Annotated in this window: 18 protein-coding genes; 9 read left to right on the forward strand and 9 right to left on the reverse strand. The window is 73.7% G+C overall.

Annotation, left to right across the window (positions count from 1 at the left end; translation table 11 throughout):
- Positions 1 to 24: 24 nt before the first annotated feature.
- Positions 25 to 1,344 carry an ABC transporter substrate-binding protein gene (locus ACFWMZ_RS01385; protein ID WP_383199053.1) on the reverse strand — a complete coding sequence of 440 codons (1,320 nt, stop codon included), beginning with the start codon at positions 1,342 to 1,344 and terminating at the stop codon, positions 25 to 27.
- Positions 1,345 to 1,509: 165 nt separating this feature from the next.
- Between ACFWMZ_RS01385 and ACFWMZ_RS01390 the strand changes: the two genes are divergently transcribed.
- Both ACFWMZ_RS01390 and ACFWMZ_RS01395 read left to right on the forward strand, forming a co-directional pair.
- On the forward strand, positions 1,510 to 2,778 hold the full coding sequence (locus ACFWMZ_RS01390; RefSeq protein ID WP_383183927.1) for an ROK family protein: 1,269 nt from the start codon (positions 1,510 to 1,512) through the stop codon (positions 2,776 to 2,778).
- Between the two features lie 98 nt (positions 2,779 to 2,876).
- Positions 2,877 to 3,353 (forward strand): VOC family protein, encoded by a 477-nt coding sequence (locus ACFWMZ_RS01395; protein WP_383199055.1) that lies wholly within the window; start codon positions 2,877 to 2,879, stop codon positions 3,351 to 3,353.
- A gap of 49 nt (positions 3,354 to 3,402) precedes the next feature.
- Here the strand turns inward: ACFWMZ_RS01395 and ACFWMZ_RS01400 are convergent, their stop codons facing one another.
- From ACFWMZ_RS01400 to ACFWMZ_RS01410, 3 genes are all read right to left on the reverse strand, one after another.
- Positions 3,403 to 5,394 (reverse strand): NAD-binding protein, encoded by a 1,992-nt coding sequence (locus ACFWMZ_RS01400; RefSeq protein WP_383183931.1) that lies wholly within the window; start codon positions 5,392 to 5,394, stop codon positions 3,403 to 3,405.
- Positions 5,395 to 5,593: 199 nt separating this feature from the next.
- Complete coding sequence (locus ACFWMZ_RS01405) at positions 5,594 to 6,223, reverse strand: MBL fold metallo-hydrolase (RefSeq protein WP_383199057.1); 630 nt, start codon at positions 6,221 to 6,223, stop codon at positions 5,594 to 5,596.
- Positions 6,223 to 7,308: an S-(hydroxymethyl)mycothiol dehydrogenase gene (locus ACFWMZ_RS01410; protein WP_383199059.1), complete on the reverse strand. Its 1,086-nt coding sequence runs from the start codon at positions 7,306 to 7,308 to the stop codon at positions 6,223 to 6,225. Before ACFWMZ_RS01410 ends, ACFWMZ_RS01405 begins: the two co-directional genes overlap by 1 nt.
- Positions 7,309 to 7,611: 303 nt before the next feature.
- On the opposite strand from ACFWMZ_RS01410, the gene ACFWMZ_RS01415 reads away from it, so the two are divergent.
- Complete coding sequence (locus ACFWMZ_RS01415; RefSeq protein ID WP_383183937.1) at positions 7,612 to 9,609, forward strand: hypothetical protein; 1,998 nt, start codon at positions 7,612 to 7,614, stop codon at positions 9,607 to 9,609.
- Between the two features lie 38 nt (positions 9,610 to 9,647).
- Here the strand turns inward: ACFWMZ_RS01415 and ACFWMZ_RS01420 are convergent, their stop codons facing one another.
- Both ACFWMZ_RS01420 and ACFWMZ_RS01425 read right to left on the reverse strand, forming a co-directional pair.
- Positions 9,648 to 9,887 (reverse strand): hypothetical protein, encoded by a 240-nt coding sequence (locus ACFWMZ_RS01420; protein WP_383199061.1) that lies wholly within the window; start codon positions 9,885 to 9,887, stop codon positions 9,648 to 9,650.
- Positions 9,888 to 10,447: 560 nt separating this feature from the next.
- Complete coding sequence (locus ACFWMZ_RS01425; RefSeq protein ID WP_383199063.1) at positions 10,448 to 11,674, reverse strand: acyl-CoA dehydrogenase family protein; 1,227 nt, start codon at positions 11,672 to 11,674, stop codon at positions 10,448 to 10,450.
- A gap of 170 nt (positions 11,675 to 11,844) precedes the next feature.
- Between ACFWMZ_RS01425 and ACFWMZ_RS01430 the strand changes: the two genes are divergently transcribed.
- Complete coding sequence (locus tag ACFWMZ_RS01430) at positions 11,845 to 12,498, forward strand: TetR family transcriptional regulator (protein WP_383183943.1); 654 nt, start codon at positions 11,845 to 11,847, stop codon at positions 12,496 to 12,498.
- 47 nt (positions 12,499 to 12,545) lie between these two features.
- On the opposite strand, the gene def is transcribed toward ACFWMZ_RS01430, so the two are convergent.
- The gene (def, locus tag ACFWMZ_RS01435) at positions 12,546 to 13,097 is read right to left on the reverse strand and encodes a peptide deformylase (protein WP_383199064.1); all 552 of its coding nucleotides are present in this window, start codon (positions 13,095 to 13,097) and stop codon (positions 12,546 to 12,548) included.
- Positions 13,098 to 13,299: 202 nt separating this feature from the next.
- Here def and ACFWMZ_RS01440 point away from each other — a divergent pair, with 202 nt between their 5' ends.
- From ACFWMZ_RS01440 to ACFWMZ_RS01460, 5 genes are all read left to right on the forward strand, one after another.
- Positions 13,300 to 14,538, forward strand: a complete 1,239-nt coding sequence (locus ACFWMZ_RS01440) for a MurT ligase domain-containing protein (protein ID WP_383183947.1) — start codon at positions 13,300 to 13,302, stop codon at positions 14,536 to 14,538.
- Positions 14,539 to 14,566: 28 nt separating this feature from the next.
- Positions 14,567 to 15,298: a type 1 glutamine amidotransferase gene (locus ACFWMZ_RS01445; protein ID WP_383183949.1), complete on the forward strand. Its 732-nt coding sequence runs from the start codon at positions 14,567 to 14,569 to the stop codon at positions 15,296 to 15,298.
- A gap of 296 nt (positions 15,299 to 15,594) precedes the next feature.
- The gene (locus tag ACFWMZ_RS01450) at positions 15,595 to 16,620 is read left to right on the forward strand and encodes a 6-phosphofructokinase (protein WP_383183951.1); all 1,026 of its coding nucleotides are present in this window, start codon (positions 15,595 to 15,597) and stop codon (positions 16,618 to 16,620) included.
- Between the two features lie 138 nt (positions 16,621 to 16,758).
- Positions 16,759 to 17,709: a cytochrome c oxidase assembly protein gene (locus tag ACFWMZ_RS01455; protein WP_383171098.1), complete on the forward strand. Its 951-nt coding sequence runs from the start codon at positions 16,759 to 16,761 to the stop codon at positions 17,707 to 17,709.
- 122 nt (positions 17,710 to 17,831) lie between these two features.
- Positions 17,832 to 17,993, forward strand: a complete 162-nt coding sequence (locus ACFWMZ_RS01460) for a hypothetical protein (RefSeq protein ID WP_383171095.1) — start codon at positions 17,832 to 17,834, stop codon at positions 17,991 to 17,993.
- A gap of 83 nt (positions 17,994 to 18,076) precedes the next feature.
- Here ACFWMZ_RS01460 and ACFWMZ_RS01465 read toward each other — a convergent pair whose 3' ends face one another.
- Together ACFWMZ_RS01465 and ACFWMZ_RS01470 are read right to left on the reverse strand one after the other, a co-directional pair.
- The gene (locus ACFWMZ_RS01465) at positions 18,077 to 18,478 is read right to left on the reverse strand and encodes an SSI family serine proteinase inhibitor (protein WP_383199066.1); all 402 of its coding nucleotides are present in this window, start codon (positions 18,476 to 18,478) and stop codon (positions 18,077 to 18,079) included.
- Positions 18,479 to 18,632: 154 nt separating this feature from the next.
- On the reverse strand, positions 18,633 to 19,748 hold the full coding sequence (locus tag ACFWMZ_RS01470; RefSeq protein WP_383199068.1) for a PP2C family protein-serine/threonine phosphatase: 1,116 nt from the start codon (positions 19,746 to 19,748) through the stop codon (positions 18,633 to 18,635).
- Between the last annotated feature and the right edge of the window lie 707 nt (positions 19,749 to 20,455).

Consider the following 20,455-nt stretch of genomic DNA (forward strand, 5'->3'; position numbering starts at 1 on the left):
CGGCGGTGGCAGTCACGGAATCGCTCACTTCTTCGGCATCTGCTGCTCGGCCTTGGCCAGGCGCGTCTTGACGGCTTCGGTGGTGATGGCGCGGCCCGCGGCGGCGTCGGCGAAGAGGTCCTTGACGGCGGTGCCCACGGCGGTCTCGAACTGCGACTCGTTGGGGACCTGCGGGAGGGGCGCGGCGCTCTTCAGGAGGGTGTCGCGCAGGACCGCGGTGTCGGCGCGGTCGAACGCCTTGTCCTGCTGGGCGGCCTTGACCGGGGGTATGGAGCCGTAGGTCTTGTTGAGGTGGACCTGCTCGGTGTCGCTGGTCATGAACTCGACGAACTTGGTGGCGCCGTCGAGGTTCTTGGAGTTCTTGAAGACGGCGATGTTGATGCCGGCGACCATGGAGTTGACCTGCTTGCCGGCGCCCGGGGCGCCGGAGGTGACCGGGACCGGGGCGACGCCGAAGTCGTCGTCGGCCATGCCGTGGCTCTTGAAGGTGCTGGCCGCGGCCTGCCAGAGGACCATGGCGGTCTTGCCCTTGGCGAAGTCCTGGAGGGACTGGTTCTGGGCGTACTCGGCGTTGCCAGGGGCGGTGATCTTGTCCTGGGCCATGAAGTCGACGTACTGCTTCACGGCCGCGACGGCGCCGTCGGAGGTGAAGTCGGGCTTGCCCTCGGCGTCGAAGAAGTCGGCGCCGTGCTGCTGGCCCAGCACGAACACCTGGTGGATGTTGTTGGAGAGGTTGGAGCCCTCCGCGCCCAGCGCCCACTTGCCGTCCTTGGACAGCTTCTTGCCGACGCTGACCATCTCGTCCCAGGTGGCCGGCGGCTTGTCGATGCCCGCCTCCTCGAACATGGCCTTGTTGTAGTACAGGGCGTAGGCGAGGGAGTAGAGCGGGACGGCGGCCGGGTCCTGGTCCGCGGCGCCGGTGGAGCCGACGGCGGAGTCGACGAAGCGGTCGCGGCCGCCGATCTTGTCGAAGTTCTTGTCGTCCCAGGGCAGCAGGGCTCCGGTGGCCTGGAGCGAGGAGGACCAGGTGTTGCCGATGTTGAGGACGTCGGGGCCCTGACCGGAAGTGGCGGCGGCGAGGATCCGGTTGAGCAGGTCGGACCAGGGGACCACCTCCAGCTTGACCTTGATCCCGGTCTCCTCCTCGAACTTCTTCAGCCGGGGGGTGAGGATCTTCTTGTCGGCCTCGATGCTGGGGCCCTGGTTGGAGGCCCAGTAGACGAGCTCCTTGGGCTTCTCGTCGCCACCGCCGCCGGCGGCGCTGGTCCCCCCGCCGCAGCCGGCGACCACCGTGGCCAGCGCGGTGACCGTGGCGGTCATACAGGCGGCTCTGAATCTGCGCATGACGCAAACGCCCCTTCCAGGGAAAACACCAACGTGTGGCGGCCAGACCGTCGGCGTTCAGCCCCCGAACACCGTCACGGCTTAATTTAGGACGTGAGTTAAACCCCGAGAGAAGGTCGCGTCAAGGGGTCGCACACGGGTATGTTGCCGCTGGGAAGGAGCCACATGGCTGAGAACCACAGACGGACCGTGCGCGACCTGCGGCGCGGCAACCGCGCCGCCGTTCTGCAACGGTTGTATTTCCAGGGCCCGATGAGCCGCCAGGCGCTGGGGCCCGCGACCGGCCTCAGCTCGGGGTCGATCAGCAACGTCGTCACGGAACTGGCCGCCGAGGGACTGGTCGAGGAGGCCGGGCATGTCGAGTCCGACGGCGGCCGCCCGCGCACCCTGCTGCGGGTGACCCCCACGGCCGGGTACCTGATCGGCATCGACATCGGGGAGACCCGGGTCCGCGCCGAGCTGTTCGACCTCGCCATGACCGAACTCGCCCGCTGCGAGCTGCCGCTGACCGGCGGCGCCCGCGACATCGACACCGTCATCGCGCACACCGCCCGCTCCATCGCCGCCGTGCTCGCCGAGTCGGGCATCGCCGCGGAGGCGCTGACCGGCATCGGTGTCGGCGTGCCCGGCATCGTGGAGCGCACCCCGGGCGGCGCCGTCGTGCACGGCCAGACCGTCGGCTGGGACGCCGTCCCGCTGGAGCAGCTGCTGCGCGGCGCCACCGAGCTGCCGCCGGGCACCGCCTTCCACATCAGCAACGGCACCATGGCCCTCGGCCAGGCCGAGATGTGGTACGGCGGCGGACGCGGCACCACCGACGCGGCCATCGTGCTCTTCGGCTCCGGCGTCGGCGCCTGCGTCGTCACCGACGGCCAGATCCACGGCATCGACCACGGCACACCCGCCGAGTTCGGCCACCTGACCGTCCAGGTCCGCGGCCGCACCTGCCGCTGCGGGTCACGGGGCTGTCTGGAGGCGTACACCGGTGCGCAGGCCATCCTGCGGCGGTGGCACGAGGCCGGCGGGCCCGACCCAGGCGAGGCGACCGAGGAGTACGGCATCACCCGGCTGCTGGCGGCCGCGCGACCCGAGGGGGACGGCACCGAGGCGGACCTGACGGCGCTGGCGATCCTGGACGACACCGCCGAGTACCTGGCGGCGGGCCTCGCCGACCTGGTCAACCTCTTCCAGCCGCAGCGCATCCTCATCGGCGGCTGGGCCGGGCTCCAGCTCGGGCCGCTGCTGCTGGACACCATCCGCGAGCGGACCCGCGGCTACGCCCTGCACCACCCGGGGCGGCACACCGAGATCACGCTCTCCACCCTCGGGCCGGACGCCATCACGCAGGGCGCCGCCACCCTTCCCCTCAACCACCTCCTGCACCACACCACCACCGCCCAGCCACCGGTACCCGCCGAACGGCTGCCCCGATGAATCGGCGGGGCCCGCGCGGTCTACCCCTGTGAGGGGGCCGCCGAGGCCCCGCCTCCCGCGCCACCGGGCCGGGAGGAGCCGAAGGCAGGGAGCACGCCATGCAGAAGATCACCACCAACCTCTGGTTCGACGGGCAGGCGGAGGAGGCGGCGGCCTTCTACACCTCCCTCTTCGAGGACTCCCGCGTCCTGGGCGTGGAGCGGTTCACCGACGCGGGCCCGGGCGAGCCGGGCTCCGTGGTCACCGTCTCCTTCCAGCTCGCGGGCCAGGAGTTCGTCGCCATCAACGGCGGACCGGAGTTCACCTTCACCGAGGCGATCTCGCTCTCGGTGGACTGCGAGACGCAGGAGGAGGTCGACCGCTACTGGGAGGCTCTGACCGCCGACGGCGGCGAGGAGGTCCAGTGCGGCTGGCTCAAGGACAAGTACGGACTGTCCTGGCAGATCGTGCCCAGGGCCCTGGTCGAGCTGCTCGCCTCCTCCGACCGCGAGGCCGCCGCCCGCACCACCCAGGCCATGCTGGGCATGAAGAAGCTCGACGTCCAGGCGCTGCGGGACGCCGCCGCGGGCGCCTGAGCGACCTGCCGCCCGGTCCTGCGGGCAGGCGCGGGCGGCGCGTCGCGGATCAGGAGCGGGTGGCCGGGTCGGTCAGGCCCTGCCGCCCCAGCAGCTCGCCCAGACCCTGCCGGGTGGCGACCAGGACCACCCGGTCCTGGGCGCGCAGGACGTAACCGGGGTGGATGTCCCAGACCAGGGTGGGCGGGCGCCGCTCCCCCGGCACCGCGCCCAGATGATCGCGGCGCTCGTCGGGCCGGGCCGCGTCCAGCGCGACGACCCGCCAGGCGCCGGGCCGGAACGCCTCCTCGACGGTACGGTCCTCGAACTCGGGGTGTCCGGCGACGTCGAGCGCGGCGAAGACCAGGACCCGCCGCTCGACCGGGACGGCGCCGAGGATCTGGCGGCCCATCATGGCGACCGCGAAGGCCGGCGCCGAGAGCGTGGAGACGCTGCGGCTCCGGGTGCGTGCGGTGGGGTGGGCGGCGCGCAGGGTGCGGTAGACGGCGGTGGCGAAGGCATCGTCGAAGAGGCGCATCACCACCCGCAGGTCCTGTTTGACGCCGCGGGCGTAGAGCACCGCCTCCAGGTTGGTCGAGTCGACACTGGTGAGGGCGAGGAGCGCGCGGGCGCGGTGAACCTTGGCCGCCTCCAGGACGCCCTCCTCGGTGACGTCGCCGATGACGGTCGGCACCCGCAGCCGCCGGGCCAGCGCGATCCCCCGAGCGTCGGGGTCCTCCTCCACGCAGACCACCGGCACCTCCATCTCGTGCAGCCTGCTGAGCACCCGGCTGCCGACCTTGCCGAGGCCGAGCAGGACCACGTGACCGCTGAGCCCGCGCGGCGGCCGGCGCAGGTGGGCCGCGGTGCGGAAGGTGCCGAGCGCCTCCAGGACGGCGGCGAGCAGGAACGGCAGCAGCAGCATGCCGACGACGGAGGCGAGCAGTTGCAGGATCTTCCGGGTGAGGACCTCCCCGTCCTCCACCGCGGGTTCGTTGATCGCCAGCAGATCCAGCAGCGTCATGTGTGCGGCGTGCAGCGGGCGTTCGTCCGTGGTGACGATGGCGACCACCGCCAGGCAGCAGACGGCGGCCACCAGCCCCGCCACCGACCAGCGCAACTGCCGGGAGAAGAGCGAGCCGAGCGGGGCGCCGCGGCCGCGCAGGCGGCGGCGCGGCAGTTGCGGCACGGTGGTGCCGACGCGTTCCAGGACGACGGTGCCACGGCCCTGCCCGCCGGCCACGTCGGTGTCGTCGGGCAGCAGGGAGGGCGTGTCGCCGTCGCTGTCGGAGCCCTCCGAGCCGGCCGGGTCGCTGACCGTGGCGGAGAGCAGGGCGAGGGTGACCGGCGGTGGGTCGCCGGGGCGGCGGGGACGCGAAGGGTCGCGTTCGGCGGCGCGCAGCAGGATGCCGTCGGCCTCGACGACCTTGCTGGACCCGGCGACCGCGGCCGCGGCGAGGGCGGGCGCGGCGGTGTCGGCGTCGGACATGACGGTGACCCCGGCGTCGACGTCCTCCAGACCGGCGAGGTGGGCGGCCTGTTCGAGGAGTTCTTCGAGGTGCTGGCCGAGTTTGCGGTTGTAGAGCCGGATCACCAGCCGCAGGCGGGGATTGAGGCGGCGGGCGCGCAGCGCGGCGTGGATGTTGGTCTCGTCGTCGTCGTAGACGAGAGCGAGCGCCTCGGCGGTGTGGACGCGGGCCACGGCGAAGGCCTCGTCGTCGGGGGCCGGGGCGTCCACCACGCGGACCTGGCCCTGCCGCCGCGGGGCCTCCTCGGCGGCCGGGGCGGCACCCGGGCCGTTGCCACCGTTGCGGCTCATCACGGAGGAGACGCGGCCGAGCAGCAGGGAGGCGCGGCCCGGCGGGCGGGCGGCGCCGGGCAGGCCGGGGCTGCGGCTCTCGGATCCGGCCGGGGTCAGCAGGACCACACGGACCCGGTAGACGTCGGCGAGTTCGGCGGCGAGCCGGTGGGCGAGCGCGTCGTCCCCGCAGACCACCATGTGCGGGGCGGCGGGCGGGGATTGGCTCGGCAGGGAGGATGACGAGGTCGAGACGAAGGACACGGGGACAGGGTGCCCTATCGGGGGCGCGCGGGGGTGGTCTCCGGGTGCCCGGGGTGCGTGAGGGGTGTGTGCGGGTTCCGGCGCGCCCGCCTCCGGAACGCCTCCGGAACGAGACGCGCCCGCCCCCGTCGCCGGGAGCGGGCGCGTACCTGGTGCGCCGGCGCCGGGCGCGGTGGCCCGTGCGCCGCCTGACGGGAGGTCAGTGGCCGCGCGCGATCCACTCGTCCAGGTGCGGGGCCTCCTCGCCGACGGTGGTGGTGTCGCCGTGGCCGGTGCGGACCACGGTGCTGTCGGGGAGGGTGAGCAGGCGGTCCCGGATCGAGTCGATGATGGTCGGGAAGTCGCTGAAGGAACGTCCGGTGGCGCCGGGGCCGCCCGCGAAGAGCGTGTCGCCGCTGAAGACGGTGCGCAGCTCGGGGGCGTGGAGGCTGACGGCTCCCGGGCTGTGGCCCGGGGTGTGCAGCACCGTCAGGGTCGTCCCGGCGACCGTGATCCGCTGGCCGTCGGCGAGGTCGCTGTCAGGGCGGCGGGCCGGGTGGGTGGCGTCCCACAGGCCCAGGTCGTCCGGGTGGAGGAGGATCGGCGCGCCGTAGCGGTCGGCGAGGGCGGGGGCGGCGTCGATGTGGTCGTCGTGGGCGTGGGTGGAGACGATCGCGACGAGCCGCCGGTCGCCGACGACGGCCGCGATGGCGTCCGCGTCGTGGGCGGCGTCCACCACGATCACCTCGGTGCCGTCACCGACGATCCAGACGTTGTTGTCGACGTCCCAGGTGCCCCCGTCCAGCGAGAACGTGCCGCTGGTGACGAGGTGCTCGATGCGGGCGGCCATCAGAGGACCACCACCGAGCGCAGCACGTCACCGCTGTGCATCCGGGTGAACGCCTCCTCGACGTCGTCCAGGCCGACCGTCTCGGTGACGAACGCGTCGAGGTCGAGCCGTCCCTGGAGGTACAGGTCGACGAGCATCGGGAAGTCCCGGGAGGGCAGACAGTCGCCGTACCAGGAGGACTTGAGGGCGCCGCCGCGGCCGAAGACGTCGAGGAAGGGGAGTTCGAGCGTCATCTCGGGGGTGGGGACGCCGACCAGGACGACGGTTCCGGCCAGGTCGCGGGCGTAGAACGCCTGGCGGTAGGTCTCGGGGCGGCCGACCGCCTCGATGACCACGTCGGCGCCGAAGCCGTCGGTGAGCTCGCGGATCGCCTCGACCGGGTCGCTCTCGCGGGAGTTGACGGTGTGGGTGGCGCCGATGGAGCGGGCCGTCTCCAGCTTCCGGTCGTCGATGTCGACGGCGATGATCCGGCGGGCCCCGGCGAGCCGGGCGCCCGCGACGGCCGCGTCGCCGACGCCGCCGCAGCCGATGACGGCGACCGAGTCGCCGCGGCCGACGTTGCCGGTGTTGATGGCGGCGCCGATGCCGGCCATCACGCCGCAGCCGAGCAGCCCGGCGGCGGCCGGGGAGGCGGCCGGGTCGACCTTGGTGCACTGCCCGGCCGCGACCAGGGTCTTGTCGGCGAAGGCGCCGATACCGAGGGCCGGGGTCAACTCGGTGCCGTCAAGGAGGGTCATCTTCTGCTTCGCGTTGTGCGTGTCGAAGCAGTACTGCGGGCGGCCGCGCCTGCAGGCCCGGCACTGGCCGCAGACTGCGCGCCAGTTGAGGATGACGAAGTCGCCGGGGGCGACCTCGGTGACGCCCTCGCCGACGGACTCCACGACGCCCGCCGCCTCGTGTCCGAGGAGGAACGGGAACTCGTCGTTGATGCCGCCCTCGCGGTAGTGCAGATCGGTGTGGCAGACGCCGCACGCCTGGATGTCGACGACGGCCTCACCGGGCCCGGGATCGGGCACGACGATCGTCGTCAGTTCCACGGGCTCGCCCTTGGCGCGGGCGATGACGCCCCGCACGTGCTGTGCCATCTCTGGTGCCTCTCCTCTTCCGTCGTGCGGCGCGGTGGCGCCGTCCGGTGGCGCGGCGCGTCGGGGTGTTCGCCCGTCGCGCGCCGGTCGCTGGGACCAGGATCACAGATCCCCGGGCGCGAGGCCGGAGGGGGCCGGAACGGGTCGCGGAACGGTCCTGCCGAGGCGGCGCCCAGGCGGTACGGCGGGCCGCCGCGCAGGTGAGGGCGGGTGCGGGCGGGCCGGGTGACCGTCCCCCCGGTTCACTCGTTTGACGGAGTGTCCCGCAGCAGTGGTCCTGTCCCGCGAAAGGCTCTCCGTCCCATGGCGCCCCTCCCCCACCGTCCTGACTCCGCACCACCCACCCGGATCGGGCTCGACCGCGCCGAGGTGGTGGTGGTCGAGCGCTACGCGCGGCTGGTACGCCTGGCCCACCTGGTGCTGCCGCCCGCGCTGGGCCGCCACCGGCGGGTGCTGCTGGCCCACGGGGTGGTGCAGCGGTCGCTGCCAGGACTGACCACGGGCAGCGGCCAGGTCCCGGTCCCCGAGGACAGCGGGGACCCCGTCGGCTACGCCTGGGTGCGCGGCCAGGTCGTGTCCTCCGCGCTCTCCTACGAGCACCGCCCCCGGCTCTGGCCGCGCCGCCTCCCGCCGCCGCGCGCGCTGCGGCCGGGGCTGCCGGTCGTGTGGGGGCTGCGGTTCTTCCCCCGGGCGGGCGGTACGGAGGAACTGGCCCTGGACCGGGCGCTGGCCGGGGTTTCGGCACCGGCCCGGGCCGCCTTCGCGCTGGCCGGTCTCGAAGAGCTCGGAGAGGCGGACGTGGCCGCGCTGCTGGCGGCGGCCGGGGTCGCGGACCCGTCGGCGGCGCTGACGGAGGCGGCCGGGGTGAAGGCGCGGACCGGCGAGGCGGCGGGCGCGCTGCTCGCCTCCCGGGAGTTCGACCCGTGCCAGGTGCAGATCCGGCCGACCGATCTGCTGTGCCGCCGCCGGAAGACGCGGCTGGTGGGTGTCGGGCTCGTCGCGGTGGCGGCCTCGTGCGCGCTGGCGGTGGCCGGACCCGCGCCGGTGCAGGCGCCTGCCGGGAACGAGGCGGACGGCACGGAGGCGGTGGCGGCGGTCGCGGGGACGCCCGGCCGGACCCCGGCGCTCGACCCGCGGTTGCTGCGGCGTACGGACGCCGCGCTGTGGGCGGACACCTCGCGCGTGGACTTCACCGCGTGGCCGCCCCGGGGCGGCCGGGCCGAGGACACCGAGCTGCTGGGCCGGGCGCTCGGCGCCTGGAGCGCGCCGGAGGCGGCCGGGGTGAAGCTGGTCCGCTCCCGGGCCACGCCCGTCCAGCCCCCGGCCGGTCCGCCCCGGCTGCTCTACGCCGGGGACGTGTCCGGTGCGGCGGTGGTCCTGCTCCACGACGGCACCCGCGCGGCCCGTTACGCCGAACCGCTGGACGGCGCCGCCCCGCCCTCGCTGGAGGTGGCCAGGACCGACGAGGCCGACGTGACGACGGCGGCGGCGCTGGTGCTGAGCCGTACCGAGCGCGGGGTGCGGTTCCTGCTGGCCCCCTGGGTGAGCGAGGCGGGCACCCGGGACCTGCTGCGGCCCGACGCCCCCGGGCAGGAGCTCCGGGTCTCGGACGACGGCGTCTCGGAGGCGGTGGCCAGTCCCCCCGTGGCGGGGGCGCCCTGCGAGCGGTGGCCGGTGGTGCGGCTGCGCTCCTCGGCGCGGATCGTGGAGGACCACGCCTTCCTCGTCACCGACCTGGGCGAACTGACGGCGGCCCACCTCTCGTACACCCCGCTGCCGGGTTCGGGCGCCGGGGCCCGCCAGCCGCGCGAGGCGACCGGCGAGGCCGCGCTGGCCGCGTGGGCCCGGATCGGGTGCCGCCTGGCCGGGCTGGAGCGCGGCGGGGTCCGCTCGGTGAACACCTGGGACTTCGCCGAGCAGAAGCTGCCCGAGAAGGCCGGGCGGGCGGTGTGGGGGTGCACCCGGGTCAGCACCTGGCGCGGCCCCGGGCAGATCCTGGTCCACCTGCGGACCCCGGCCGAGCGGGCGGCGGCACCGGTGCGGCTGGTCGGCGAGTCCGGGCCGACCGCCGCGTGCAGCCGGTTCGGCCAGCACCTGGTGGCGAGCACCGCGTGGCGGGCGCCCTCGGGCCGCTGGTACGCGCTGGCGGCGGGCAGCCGGGAGGTGCGGGCGCTGACGGTGTCCGGGAGCGAGCGGGAGCGGGGCCGGACGGTGGCCGTACGGACGGACGGTGAGCCCGATCCCCGGGTGACCGGCCATCTGTCCACCGGGGACGAGCTGACGGAGCTGGACTACCGCTGAACGGGCGCGGGCGGGGCGCCCGGGTCACGGCCGCCCCGTCAGCGCAGGTCGAAGACGAGGCGGGCGGTCACCTTGCCGCCGAGGACCTCGTCGATCGAGGTGTTGATGTCCTCCAGACGGCGGGTCTCGCGAACGAGACGAGTACGGCCGAGCTGGTGGAGCCGGAAGACGTCCACCAGGTCCTCGCGGGTGCCGACGATGGAGCCGGTGACCGTGGTGCCGTTGAGGACGGTGTCGAAGACCGGGAGGGACAGCTCGCCCTCGGGCGGCAGTGCCACCGGTACGGGGGTGCCGCCCCGGTTGAGCGAGTCGTAGGCGGCTGGTCGGCGCCGAGTTCGCGGGCCGACCCCGGCTTCTCGTCGGTGATGTCGACGGCGACCGTCTCGGCGCCGAAGTGCCCGCGTGCTGGAGCGCGAGGTGGCCGAGGCCGCCGATGCCGGAGACAAGGGCCCGTCTGCCGGGGCGGGCGCCGGAGAGTTCGACCGCCTTGTACGTGGTGACCCCGGCGCAGGTCAGCGGGGCCGCGTCGAGGGGATCGATGCCGTCGGGGACCGGCTCGACGTAGGCGCCGGGGGCCAGGGCGTACTCGGTGTGACTGCCGTCGACGGAGTAGCCGCTGTTCTGCTGCTGGAGGCAGAGGGTCTCCCAGCCGCCGACGCAGTACGCGCAGTGCCCGCACGCCTCGCCCAGCAGCGGAAGAGCGGCCGCGCGGTCGGTCTCCCAGAAGTCTCCCGCATGGCCTTTTCGCCGGAGCCGAGCACACCGAAGGAGCCCTGCCGGCCGGCCGACGGGGCTCCTTCCGGTCGCGGAGGCCACGCGCCTCCTCCAGGTGCGCGGGTCAGCGGATGGGCATCCCGGCCAGGGTGCGGGCGATGACCAGGCGCTGGATCTCGCTGGTGCCCTCGAAGATGGTGTAGATCGCGGCGTCGCGGTGCATCCGCTCGACCGGGTACTCGCGGGTGTAGCCGTTGCCGCCGAGGATCTGGATGGCCTGGGCGGTGACCTTCTTCGCCGTCTCGCTGGCGAAGAGCTTCGACATGGAGCCCTCGGCGGCGGTGAACTGCTTGCCGTTGACCGCCATCCAGGAGGCGCGCCAGACCAGCAGCCGGGCCGCGTCGATCGAGGTCCGCATGTCGGCGAGCTGGAAGGCGACGCCTTGGTTGTCGATGATCGGGCGGCCGAACTGGGTACGCGTCTTGGCGTACTCCAGGGCCTCCTCGTAGGCGGCGCGGGCGGTGCCGACGGCCATCGCGCCGACGGCCGGGCGGGAGGCCTCGAAGGTGGCCATGGCGGCGTTCTTCACGCGCTCGCCACCGCTCTTCGCGCGCTCGCGGGCGCGGGCGAGGCGCTGGTCGAGCTTCTCCTTGCCGCCGAGCAGGCAGCTTCCGGGAATGCGGACGTCCTCCAGGACGACCTCGGCGGTGTGCGAGGCGCGGATGCCGTGCTTCTGGAACTTCTGCCCCTGGGAGAGGCCGGGGGTCTCCGGCGGCACGATGAAGGAGGCGTGGCCCTTGGAGCCCAGCTCGGCGTCGACCACGGCGACGACGACGTGGACGTTGGCGATGCCGCCGTTGGTCGCCCAGGTCTTGGTGCCGTTGAGCACCCACTCGTCCTTCGCCTCGTCGTAGACGGCGCGGGTCCGCATGGAGGCGACGTCCGATCCGGCGTCGGGCTCGGAGGAGCAGAAGGCGGCGACCTTGACGTCGTTCACGTCGCCGTACATCTGGGGTATCCAGGTGCCGATCTGCTCCTCGGTGCCGTTGGCGAGGACGCCGACGGCGGCGAGGCCGGTGCCGACGATCGACAGGGCGATGCCCGCGTCGCCCCAGAAGAGCTCCTCCATCGCCATCGGGATGCCGAGACCGGTGGGGTCGAAGTACTGCTGCGCGTAGAAGTCGAGGGAGTAGATTCCGACCTTGGCGGCTTCCTGGATGATCGGCCAGGGGGTCTCCTCCCGCTCGTCCCACTCGGCGGCGGCCGGGCGGATCACGTCGGCGGCGAAGCCGTGCAGCCAGTCCCGCACCTCTTTCTGCTCGTCGTTGAGCTCCATGGTGAACTCGGCCATGACCCCTCCAGCTGATTGTTACTTGCGGTAACCTGAGTCTGTTACTGGTCGGTAGCATCTGTCAACCTCCGCCGCCGGACCGCTCCGCCCCGCCGCCCGGCCACGGTCGGCGACGGCCAGGGTGTTACGTTGCCGAGGCGTCACGAATGAGCAGTCGGCGGGGAGAATCCATGGAGACCACACAGCGGACCGCCGAGCAGCGGGCCGCCCAGCGGCGCCGCGAGCTGCTGGACGCCGCGGACCGGGTGGTCCTGCGGGACGGCCCCGGTGCCTCGATGAACGCGATCGCCGCCGAGGCCGGCATCACCAAGCCCATCCTCTACCGGCACTTCGGCGACAAGGGCGGCCTGTACAGCGCCCTCGCCAAGCGGCACACCGACGCCCTGATCGCCTCGCTGCGCGCCGCACTGGACGCTCCGGCCGAGCGCCGGGAGCGAGTGGAGGCGACCCTCGACACCTACCTGGCGGCCATCGAGGCGCGACCGCAGGTCTACCGCTTCCTGATGCACCCCTCCGAGGGCGCCGGGAGCGACCCGGTGGCGGGTGACGCCGCCTTCGACGCGGGCCGCCACTCGGCGCCGCTGCTGCGGCTGATGGGCGAGGAACTGGCCGACGTGATCGCCGAGCGCGTGGACCTCGGGCCGCGCGGCGACCAACTGGCCCGGGCCTGGGGCCACGGCATCGTCGGCATGATGCACGCCGCCGGGGACTGGTGGCTCTCGGAACGGCCGTGCGGCCGGGCGGCACTGGTCAGCGCCCTGGCCGACCTGCTGTGGGGGCGGCTCGCCGCGGCCGGGGACAAGGCCGGGGGCCCGGGGTTCTGAGGCCGCGCCGGGCACACCACCGACACCCGCCTTGTAAGGGCAGCGCTCTAGGCCTCCCGCTCCCCCGCCCACGGCGCCCGGGCGGCCGCCCGCAGCACGCGGCGGCGGCGCAGGCCGGTGAGCCGGTCGACGTAGAGGGCGCCCTCCAGGTGGTCGGTCTCGTGCTGGAGGCAGCGGGCGAAGAAGCCGGTGCCGTGCACCGTGCGCGGCTCGCCGAGCAGGTCCACCCCCTCGGCCACCGCGTGGTCGTGCCGCTCGGTGCCCGCCTCCAGGCCGGGCAGCGACAGGCACCCCTCGGGCCCCCGGACCACCACGCCGTCGGTCTCGGTCAGGCGGGGGTTGACGAGGTGGCCGAGGTGGCGGCGGTCCTCGTCGTCGGGGCAGTCGTACACGAAGACGCGCAGGGGTACGCCGATCTGGTTGGCGGCGAGGCCCACCCCCCGGGCGGCGTACATGGTGGCGAAGAGATCTTCGACCAGGCGCTCCAGGTCGGGGCCGAAGTCGGTGGCCTCCTGGCAGGGGGCGGCCAGGACCGGGTCGCCGAGCAGGGCCAAGGGCCGGACACGTCCGGTGCTGCCCGGAATGGAACGCTGTCGCATGGCGATCAGCGTACGCAGGACGGCGTGGCGGGTGAGCGGGCAGGTGCCGCGGTTCGGGGCCGGCCACGTCAGTCGATAGGCTGATCCCTACCGCACGCCCCCCGGCCGGCGTGCGGTGCCCAGGGGCGAGAGCCGTTCGCACGCGGTGCGGCGGCCCGCCAGGTGTGAGGCGCGGGCGCGGACGCAAGGAGGAGCTAGGACGATGTCAGGCAACACGGACCCGCTGTCGCCGCGGGCCAAGCTGGCCGTGACGGCGGGAAAGGCGGCGGCGGCGGTCTCCCGCGCCGCGGGCCGCGGCAGCGGGTCGGTGATCGGCGGCAAGGTGGCCCTCAGGCTCGACCCCGATCTTCTGGCGCGGCTCGCGCAGCACCTGGACGTGGTCCTGGTCTCGGCGACCAACGGCAAGACGACGACGACCCGGCTGATCGCCGAGGCGCTGCGGGCGGCCGGACCGGTCGTCTCCAACGCGCTCGGCGCCAACATGCCCGCCGGCATCACCTCGGCGCTGGCGGGCGGCTCGGACGCCAAGTTCGGCGTGATCGAGGTCGATGAGAAGTACCTGGCGGGGGTGGCCCGCGACGTGACCCCGAAGGCGATCGCGCTGCTCAACCTCTCCCGCGACCAACTGGACCGCGCCGCGGAGACCCGGATGCTGGCGGAGAAGTGGCGGGAGGGCCTGTCCGGCTCGAAGGCCGTCATCATCGCCAACGCCGACGACCCGCTCGTGGTGTGGGCCGCCTCGTCCTCGCAGCAGGTGGTCTGGGTGGCGGCCGGGCAGGCGTGGAAGGACGACGCCTGGTCGTGCCCCTCGTGCGGCGGTGTGATGCAGCGCCCCGGCGACGACTGGTTCTGCGGCCAGTGCGGCTTCCGCCGCCCGACGCCGACCTGGGCGCTCACCGGCGACCACGTCCTCGACCCGCACGGCTCGGCCTGGCCGATCCACCTCCAGCTGCCGGGCCGCGCCAACAAGGCCAACGCCACCTCGTCGGCGGCCGTCGCCGCCGTCTTCGGCGTACCGCCGCAGGTGGCGCTGGAGCGCATGTACCAGGTGCAGGCGGTGGCCGGGCGGTACGACGTGGTGTCGTTCCTCGGCCGCGACCTGCGGCTGCTGCTGGCGAAGAACCCGGCCGGATGGCTGGAGACCTTCTCGCTCATCGACCCGCCGCCCACCCCGGTCGTCCTCTCCGTCAACGCGCGCGGCGCCGACGGCACCGACACCTCGTGGCTGTGGGACGTGGACTACACGCAGCTGGCCGGACACCCGATCTTCGTGATCGGCGACCGGAAGCTGGACATGGCGGTGCGCCTGGAAGTCGCGGGACTGGACTTCCGGGTGTGCGAGACCCTGGACGAGGCGGTGCAGTCGGCGCCCCCCGGCCGGATCGAGGTCATCGCGAACTACACCGCGTTCCAGGATGTGCGCCGCCGCGTCGGCAACTGATCGCCCCAGCCCGTAAGGACATCACAGCATGAGCGACAACAGCCTGCGTCTGGTCTGGGTCTACCCGGACCTCCTCAGCACCTACGGCGACCAGGGGAACGCCCTGGTCGTCGAGCGCCGGGCCCGGCAGCGGGGGCTGGACGTGACGCGGATCGACGTCCGCAGCGACCAGCCGGTGCCGACCTCAGGCGACATCTACCTGATCGGCGGCGGTGAGGACCGCCCGCAGCGGCTCGCGGCCGAGCGGCTGCACCGGGACGGCGGCCTCTCCCGCGCCGTCGGCAACGGCGCCATCGTCTTCTCGGTCTGCGCCGGATACCAGATCCTCGGCCACGAGTTCGTCAACGACCAGGGCCAGCGCCAGGCGGGCCTCGGCCTGCTGGACGTCGTCTCGACCCGGGGCGAGGGCGAGCGGTGCGTCGGCGACGTCCTCGGAGACATCGACCCGCGCCTGGGCCTGCCGCAGCTGACCGGCTTCGAGAACCACCAGGGCATCACCCACCTCGGCCCGTCCGCGAGCGCCTTCGCGCAGGTCCGGATGGGCCGGGGCAACGGCACCGGCGACGGCACCGAGGGCGCCTTCAACGGCACCGTCTTCGGTACGTACATGCACGGTCCGGTCCTCGCCCGGAACCCGCTCATCGGCGACCTGCTGCTGAAGCTCGCACTGGACGTCAACGCGCTCCCCCCGGCCGACGACCGCTGGTACGAGGCGCTGCGCGCCGAGCGGATCGCCGCGGCGACCCAGCAGCCGGCCTGACCGCGCGGTCGGCACGACCGGCCTCCCGAGCACCCCGACGGCGCCTCTCCCCACCCCGGGAGCGGCGCCGTCCGCGTACCCGCGCAGGTCAACCGGCACGACCCCGGCGGGAGTTCCCCGCAAGCCGCTGAACTGCGTCAACTCCGCTCAAACGACGGCCTCTTCGCACAGATGTCAGGCGTCCAGCAGGCGGACTCCGGATTCGGACAGGGACCGCGGGCGCCGGTAGGGTGGCGGGCATCCAGCCGGACGACGTGGTCCGGTCTTCCGCCCACGTTGCAAAGGTTTTGCGGGCCATGCGTATTGGTGTCCTCACCTCCGGCGGCGACTGCCCCGGTCTGAACGCCGTCATCCGTTCGGTCGTGCACCGTGCCGTGGTCGACCACGGCGACGAGGTCATCGGGTTCCACGACGGCTGGAAGGGCCTGCTGGAGTGCGACTACCGCAAGCTGGACCTGGACGCCGTCTCCGGCATCCTGGCCCGCGGCGGCACCATCCTGGGCTCCTCGCGGGTGCAGCCGGCTCATCTGCGCGGCGGCGTCGAGCGGGCCCGCGGTCACCTCGCCGACCTCGGCCTCGACGCGGTCATCCCGATCGGCGGCGAGGGCACCCTCAAGGCGGCCCGGCTCCTCTCCGACGCGGGTCTGCCGATCGTCGGGGTGCCGAAGACGATCGACAACGACATCGCTGTCACCGATGTGACCTTCGGTTTCGACACGGCCGTCGGGGTCGCCACCGAGGCACTGGACCGGCTGAAGACCACCGCCGAGTCCCACCAGCGGGTGCTGATCGTCGAGGTCATGGGCCGCCACACCGGCTGGATCGCGCTGCACTCGGGGATGGCGGCCGGCGCGCACGCCATCGTCGTCCCGGAGCGGCCCTTCGACATCGAGGAGCTGACCCGGCGGGTCGGCGAGCGGTTCTCGATGGGCAAGAAGTTCGCCATAGTAGTGGTCGCCGAGGGCGCGAAGCCCCTTGAGGGCACGATGAAGTTCGACGTCGGCGGCACCGACATCTACGGCCACGAGCGGTTCGCGGGCGTGGCCCAGCAGCTCTCCATCGAGCTGGAGCAGCGGCTCGGCAAGGAGGCCCGCGCGGTGATCCTCGGCCATGTGCAGCGCGGCGGCACACCCACCGCGTACGACCGGGTGCTGGCCACCCGGTTCGGCTGGCACGCGGTGGAGGCGGTGCACCGCGGCGAGTTCGGGAAGATGACGGCGCTGCACGGCACGGACATCGCCATGGTGCCGCTCGCCGAGGCGGTCGAGACGCTGAAGACGGTCCCCGACGCGCGGTACGCCGAGGCGCAGACGGTCCTCTGACTCTTCTTCCCCCACCGCCACGCGCGGAAGGGGCGCCCCCGGCCGCCGACGCGGCCGGGGGCGCCTCTAGTCTGGTGCGGACATCCCCGTACGAAACCTTCCGTACGGCGCCGGATCTTCCCCGTGGGAGCGCGACACATGGATCACAGCGGGCACGGCATGATGACGGATCTGCCGCCGTTCACGCTGAGCCGGGGCCTGGAGCCGTCGTTCAACGGCTTCTTCCTCTTCGCCTGCCTGCTGGGGCTGGCCCTCTACGGCTGGGGCGTGGCCCGGCTGGTGGCGCGCGGCGACCGGTGGCCGGTGGGGCGGGCCCTCTCGTTCGTCCTCGGTGTGCTGAGCCTGCTGCTGGTGATGTGCACCCGGCTCAACGACTACGGCATGGTCATGTTCAGCGTGCACATGGTGCAGCACATGGTGATCAGCATGCTGACGCCCCTGCTGCTCCTGCTCGGCGCGCCGATCACGCTGGCGCTGCGCGCGCTGCCGGTGGCGGCGCGGGGGCGGACCGGTCCCCGCGAGCTGCTGCTGAAGCTCCTGCACAGCTGGTACATGCGGATCATCACCCACCCCGCCTTCACCATCCCGATGTTCATCGCCAGCCTCTACGGCCTGTACTTCACCCCGCTCTTCGACCACCTGATGGGGTCGGCGGTCGGCCACATCGTGATGATGGTCCACTTCCTCGCCGTCGGTCTGGTCTTCTTCTGGCCGATCATGGGCGTGGACCCGGGGCCGCACCGCCCGGGGTACGTGATGCGGATGCTGGAGCTCTTCGCGGGCATGCCGTTCCACGCCTTCTTCGGCATCGCGCTGATGATGGCCTCGGGCCCGATGATCGGGACCTACATGGACCCGCCGGCCTCGCTCGGCATCGACGCGCTGAGCGACCAGAGCGCGGCCGGCGGCATCGCCTGGGCCTTCAGCGAGATCCCGTCGGTGGTGGTGCTGCTGGCGCTGCTGTTCCAGTGGCGGCGCTCGGAGGAGCGGCAGGCGCGGCGCAAGGACCGGGCCGCGGACCGCGACGGCGACCAGGAGCTGCAGGCGTACAACGCCTACCTCGCCTCGCTGCACGCCCGGAAGGGCTGACGGCGGGCCGGGACGCCGAAGGGCCGGTCGCAGGCCTGGCGGTGCGGGCTCCTGCGGGTGACCATGGAGGCCGAGGCGGTCCTGTGCCGGTTCCGGTCCCGGCCGCCGGAAGGAGGCGTCCGATGCACGGTTCCACGAAGACCATGGGAGCACTCACCGTCGGCGCGCTGGTGCTCGCGACGGCGTACTCGGTGACGCTGGGGAGCAACGGCTGGGTCTGGTTCGGCTGGGTGGTCCTCGCCATGGCCACGGTCAGCCTGGTGGCGACCTCGCGCAGCACGTGAGGCCGGCCGCCTGAGCGGCGGCGCACGGGCGGGTTCCCCGAGGGGGCCCGCCCGTCGGCGTGCGGGAGGGGTGGGCCCGGGCGTCAGTAGGCGAAGACGGTTCCGGTGGCGCGGCTCAGGACGCAGGCGTTGGTGAAGGTGCGTTCCCAGGCGACGGGCTCGCCCCGGTGGGTGCCCTCGGCGGTGGCGGTGACCGGGTCGTAGTCGGTGGGGCAGGCACCGGGCGCCTCGGGCAGGGCGTCGAGGTCGCCGTCGACGGCGTCCAGCGCGGCGCACGCCTCGCGCGCCCGGGCGTGGTCGCCCCGCGGGACGGGGTCGCACTCCAGCAGGACGCCCCGGCTCCAGGTGCCGTCCGCCCCGGCGACGGTGAGGAAGACTCCGCGCAGGTCGGGCTCCTCGCTCACGGGGGCCGGCCGGGCGGGTGCGGCGGCGAGGCAGAGGGCGGTGGCGGCCAGGGCGGCGGAGACGGTGAGGCGGCGGCGCATGGTTCTCCCTTGGGCGCGTGGTGCGGTGGGGCGCGCCCGTCGGGCAGTCGCCGGACCGGGCGCGCCTTTCAGACCAGCGGCGGGCGCGGCACCGGACAAGCGGCCACGCCGGCCGGTCCCTCGTACGGGTCGGGGCGGCCCGGGGCGGCGGCGATCAGGCCCGGGGCACGGCGGGGCGCTCCACGGCGACCATGGCGGCGTCGTCGTCCAGGCGGCCGCCGACGTACCGCAGCAGGTCCTGCCGGAAGCGGCCGAGGAAGGCGTCGGGGTCGGTCCCGGTCCAGCCGGTGACACGCTCGGCGAGCGGGTAGAAGGTGCCGGCGGGGTCGCGGGCCTCGGTGACGCCGTCCGTGTACAGCAGCAGGAGGTCTCCCGGCTCGAACGGGAAGCTCTCCACGTGGTAGCGCGAATCCGCCAGTCCGCCCAGGCCCAGCGGAGGCGCGGGGTGCCGCGCGTTCATCGTCGTCGGCCGGCCTTCGCGGAGGACGATCGGGGGCGGGTGCCCACAGGAGACCAGCTGGACCCGGCCTTCCTGGTCGGGGATGTCCAGGACAGTGGCGGTGATGAACGTTTCCTCGTAGCCGCCCGCCCCGTCCGGCTCCGCCAGGTCCCCCCGCACGCCGCGGTCGAGGTAGGTCACCAGGTCGCGCAGGTCCTCCTGGCCGCGGGCCGTGACGCGGAACGCTCCGAGCAGCAGGGCGGCGTCACGGACCGCGGTCATCCCCTTGCCCCGCACGTCACCGACGATCAGCCGGGTGCCCGAGGGGGTGCGCACCGCCGCGTACAGGTCTCCGCCGATCTGGGCCTCGGCCTCCGCGGCGAGGTAGAGGGAGGCGGTGCGCAGGGGGCCCAGCTGCCGGGGCAGCGGGGGCAGGACCACACGCTGGGCGCTCTCGGAGACGTACCGCACCTGCTTCAGCTCTTTCGCGCGGCGCTCCCGCAGGACGCAGAAGATGACGAGGCTCGTGCCGACCAGCACCAGGGCGATGATCTGTGCCTCGTGGTTGGCCGAGAGCAGTTCGGCGGGGTCGCGCACCACTCCGATGACGGTCTGCGCGATCACCGCCAGTGCGGCCACCGCTCCCACCGTCCGGGGCCCGCCGAACGACGGGGTGAGCGCCGGGGCCGCGACGAGCAGCGGACCCAGGTGGATCTGGGGCGGTGCGAGGACGTCGACCACGGTCACCGCGATGATCCACGCGATCGGGATGGCGACCAGCGCCCGGCCCTCCCGCACCGGTCGGCGATGCCCTTCGAGACGCTGCGACATGGCTCCTCTCTACACCGCGCCCGCCGGGCTCGCACGGGCAGGACGGACGGGGCGGCGGCCGGCCGGGGCGTTGCCGCATCGTCCTGGCATCCGGCCGGGCAAGGCGATCCCCCTCAGGGGTGACCCCGCACCGGACGAGTGAATCGAACATGGCCGGGCGGGCTCGCAGCCCCGGCCTCCCTTCACCGAAACGCCGGCATGCGCACAGGTGTACGCCCTCTCGTCCCGAGGATGCCGTGACGCACCCTTGATCAGGCACGTTCTCCGGTCGCTCGTATCCGTCGACCACTGCAGGGAGGACCCGTGCCCCCTTGCCCCACCCTCGGCGCCGTACGCCTGGCGTTCGATCTCCCCAAGTCCGCGCCGCCCGGGCCCGCCGGCCGGGGTTGACGCCGTGCCGCCCGTGTCTCAGCGGCCGTGCGCCTGCCTGGCCCGCGCCGTCCGCGCGTCCGCCGAGAGCGGTCGCCGATGAGCCGGCGCCCGCGGGCCGCCGTGCCCGGACAGCGGAAGAGGCTGGAGCTCCCGGCGCCCGACGGCCCCGAGCTGCGCTGCGACGGTCTCCGGGCCGAGCGGGCGCTGCGGGAGGTGACGCTCGGGCAGATGCTGCGGCGCCATCCCGGCGGCGCTGGGCCGGACCGTGCGGCTGGCCTGGTCGGTCGACCGGCGGTGACGCTCGCCGCTGTCGCCCGGGCCATGGCCGTGCTGTC

Origin of the sequence: Streptomyces sp. NPDC058373, from assembly GCF_042723275.1 — a bacterium.
In the GTDB taxonomy this organism is placed as follows: domain Bacteria; phylum Actinomycetota; class Actinomycetes; order Streptomycetales; family Streptomycetaceae; genus Streptomyces.

Bases quoted from the DNA above. Each gene is read 5' to 3' on its own strand.
- def (WP_383199064.1), bottom strand. From the start codon at position 13,097: ATGCGACAGCGTTCCATTCCGGGCAGCACCGGACGTGTCCGGCCCTTG.
- ACFWMZ_RS01405 (WP_383199057.1), bottom strand. From the start codon at position 6,223: ATGGCCGCCCGCATCGAGCACCTCGTCACCAGCGGCACGTTCTCGCTG.
- ACFWMZ_RS01470 (WP_383199068.1), bottom strand. From the start codon at position 19,748: ATGTCGCAGCGTCTCGAAGGGCATCGCCGACCGGTGCGGGAGGGCCGG.
- ACFWMZ_RS01385 (WP_383199053.1), bottom strand. From the start codon at position 1,344: ATGCGCAGATTCAGAGCCGCCTGTATGACCGCCACGGTCACCGCGCTG.
- ACFWMZ_RS01450 (WP_383183951.1), top strand. From the start codon at position 15,595: ATGCGTATTGGTGTCCTCACCTCCGGCGGCGACTGCCCCGGTCTGAAC.
- ACFWMZ_RS01390 (WP_383183927.1), top strand. From the start codon at position 1,510: ATGGCTGAGAACCACAGACGGACCGTGCGCGACCTGCGGCGCGGCAAC.
- ACFWMZ_RS01465 (WP_383199066.1), bottom strand. From the start codon at position 18,478: ATGCGCCGCCGCCTCACCGTCTCCGCCGCCCTGGCCGCCACCGCCCTC.
- ACFWMZ_RS01430 (WP_383183943.1), top strand. From the start codon at position 11,845: ATGGAGACCACACAGCGGACCGCCGAGCAGCGGGCCGCCCAGCGGCGC.
- ACFWMZ_RS01425 (WP_383199063.1), bottom strand. From the start codon at position 11,674: ATGGCCGAGTTCACCATGGAGCTCAACGACGAGCAGAAAGAGGTGCGG.
- ACFWMZ_RS01455 (WP_383171098.1), top strand. From the start codon at position 16,759: ATGGATCACAGCGGGCACGGCATGATGACGGATCTGCCGCCGTTCACG.
- ACFWMZ_RS01395 (WP_383199055.1), top strand. From the start codon at position 2,877: ATGCAGAAGATCACCACCAACCTCTGGTTCGACGGGCAGGCGGAGGAG.
- ACFWMZ_RS01445 (WP_383183949.1), top strand. From the start codon at position 14,567: ATGAGCGACAACAGCCTGCGTCTGGTCTGGGTCTACCCGGACCTCCTC.
- ACFWMZ_RS01460 (WP_383171095.1), top strand. From the start codon at position 17,832: ATGCACGGTTCCACGAAGACCATGGGAGCACTCACCGTCGGCGCGCTG.
- ACFWMZ_RS01415 (WP_383183937.1), top strand. From the start codon at position 7,612: ATGGCGCCCCTCCCCCACCGTCCTGACTCCGCACCACCCACCCGGATC.
- ACFWMZ_RS01410 (WP_383199059.1), bottom strand. From the start codon at position 7,308: ATGGCACAGCACGTGCGGGGCGTCATCGCCCGCGCCAAGGGCGAGCCC.
- ACFWMZ_RS01440 (WP_383183947.1), top strand. From the start codon at position 13,300: ATGTCAGGCAACACGGACCCGCTGTCGCCGCGGGCCAAGCTGGCCGTG.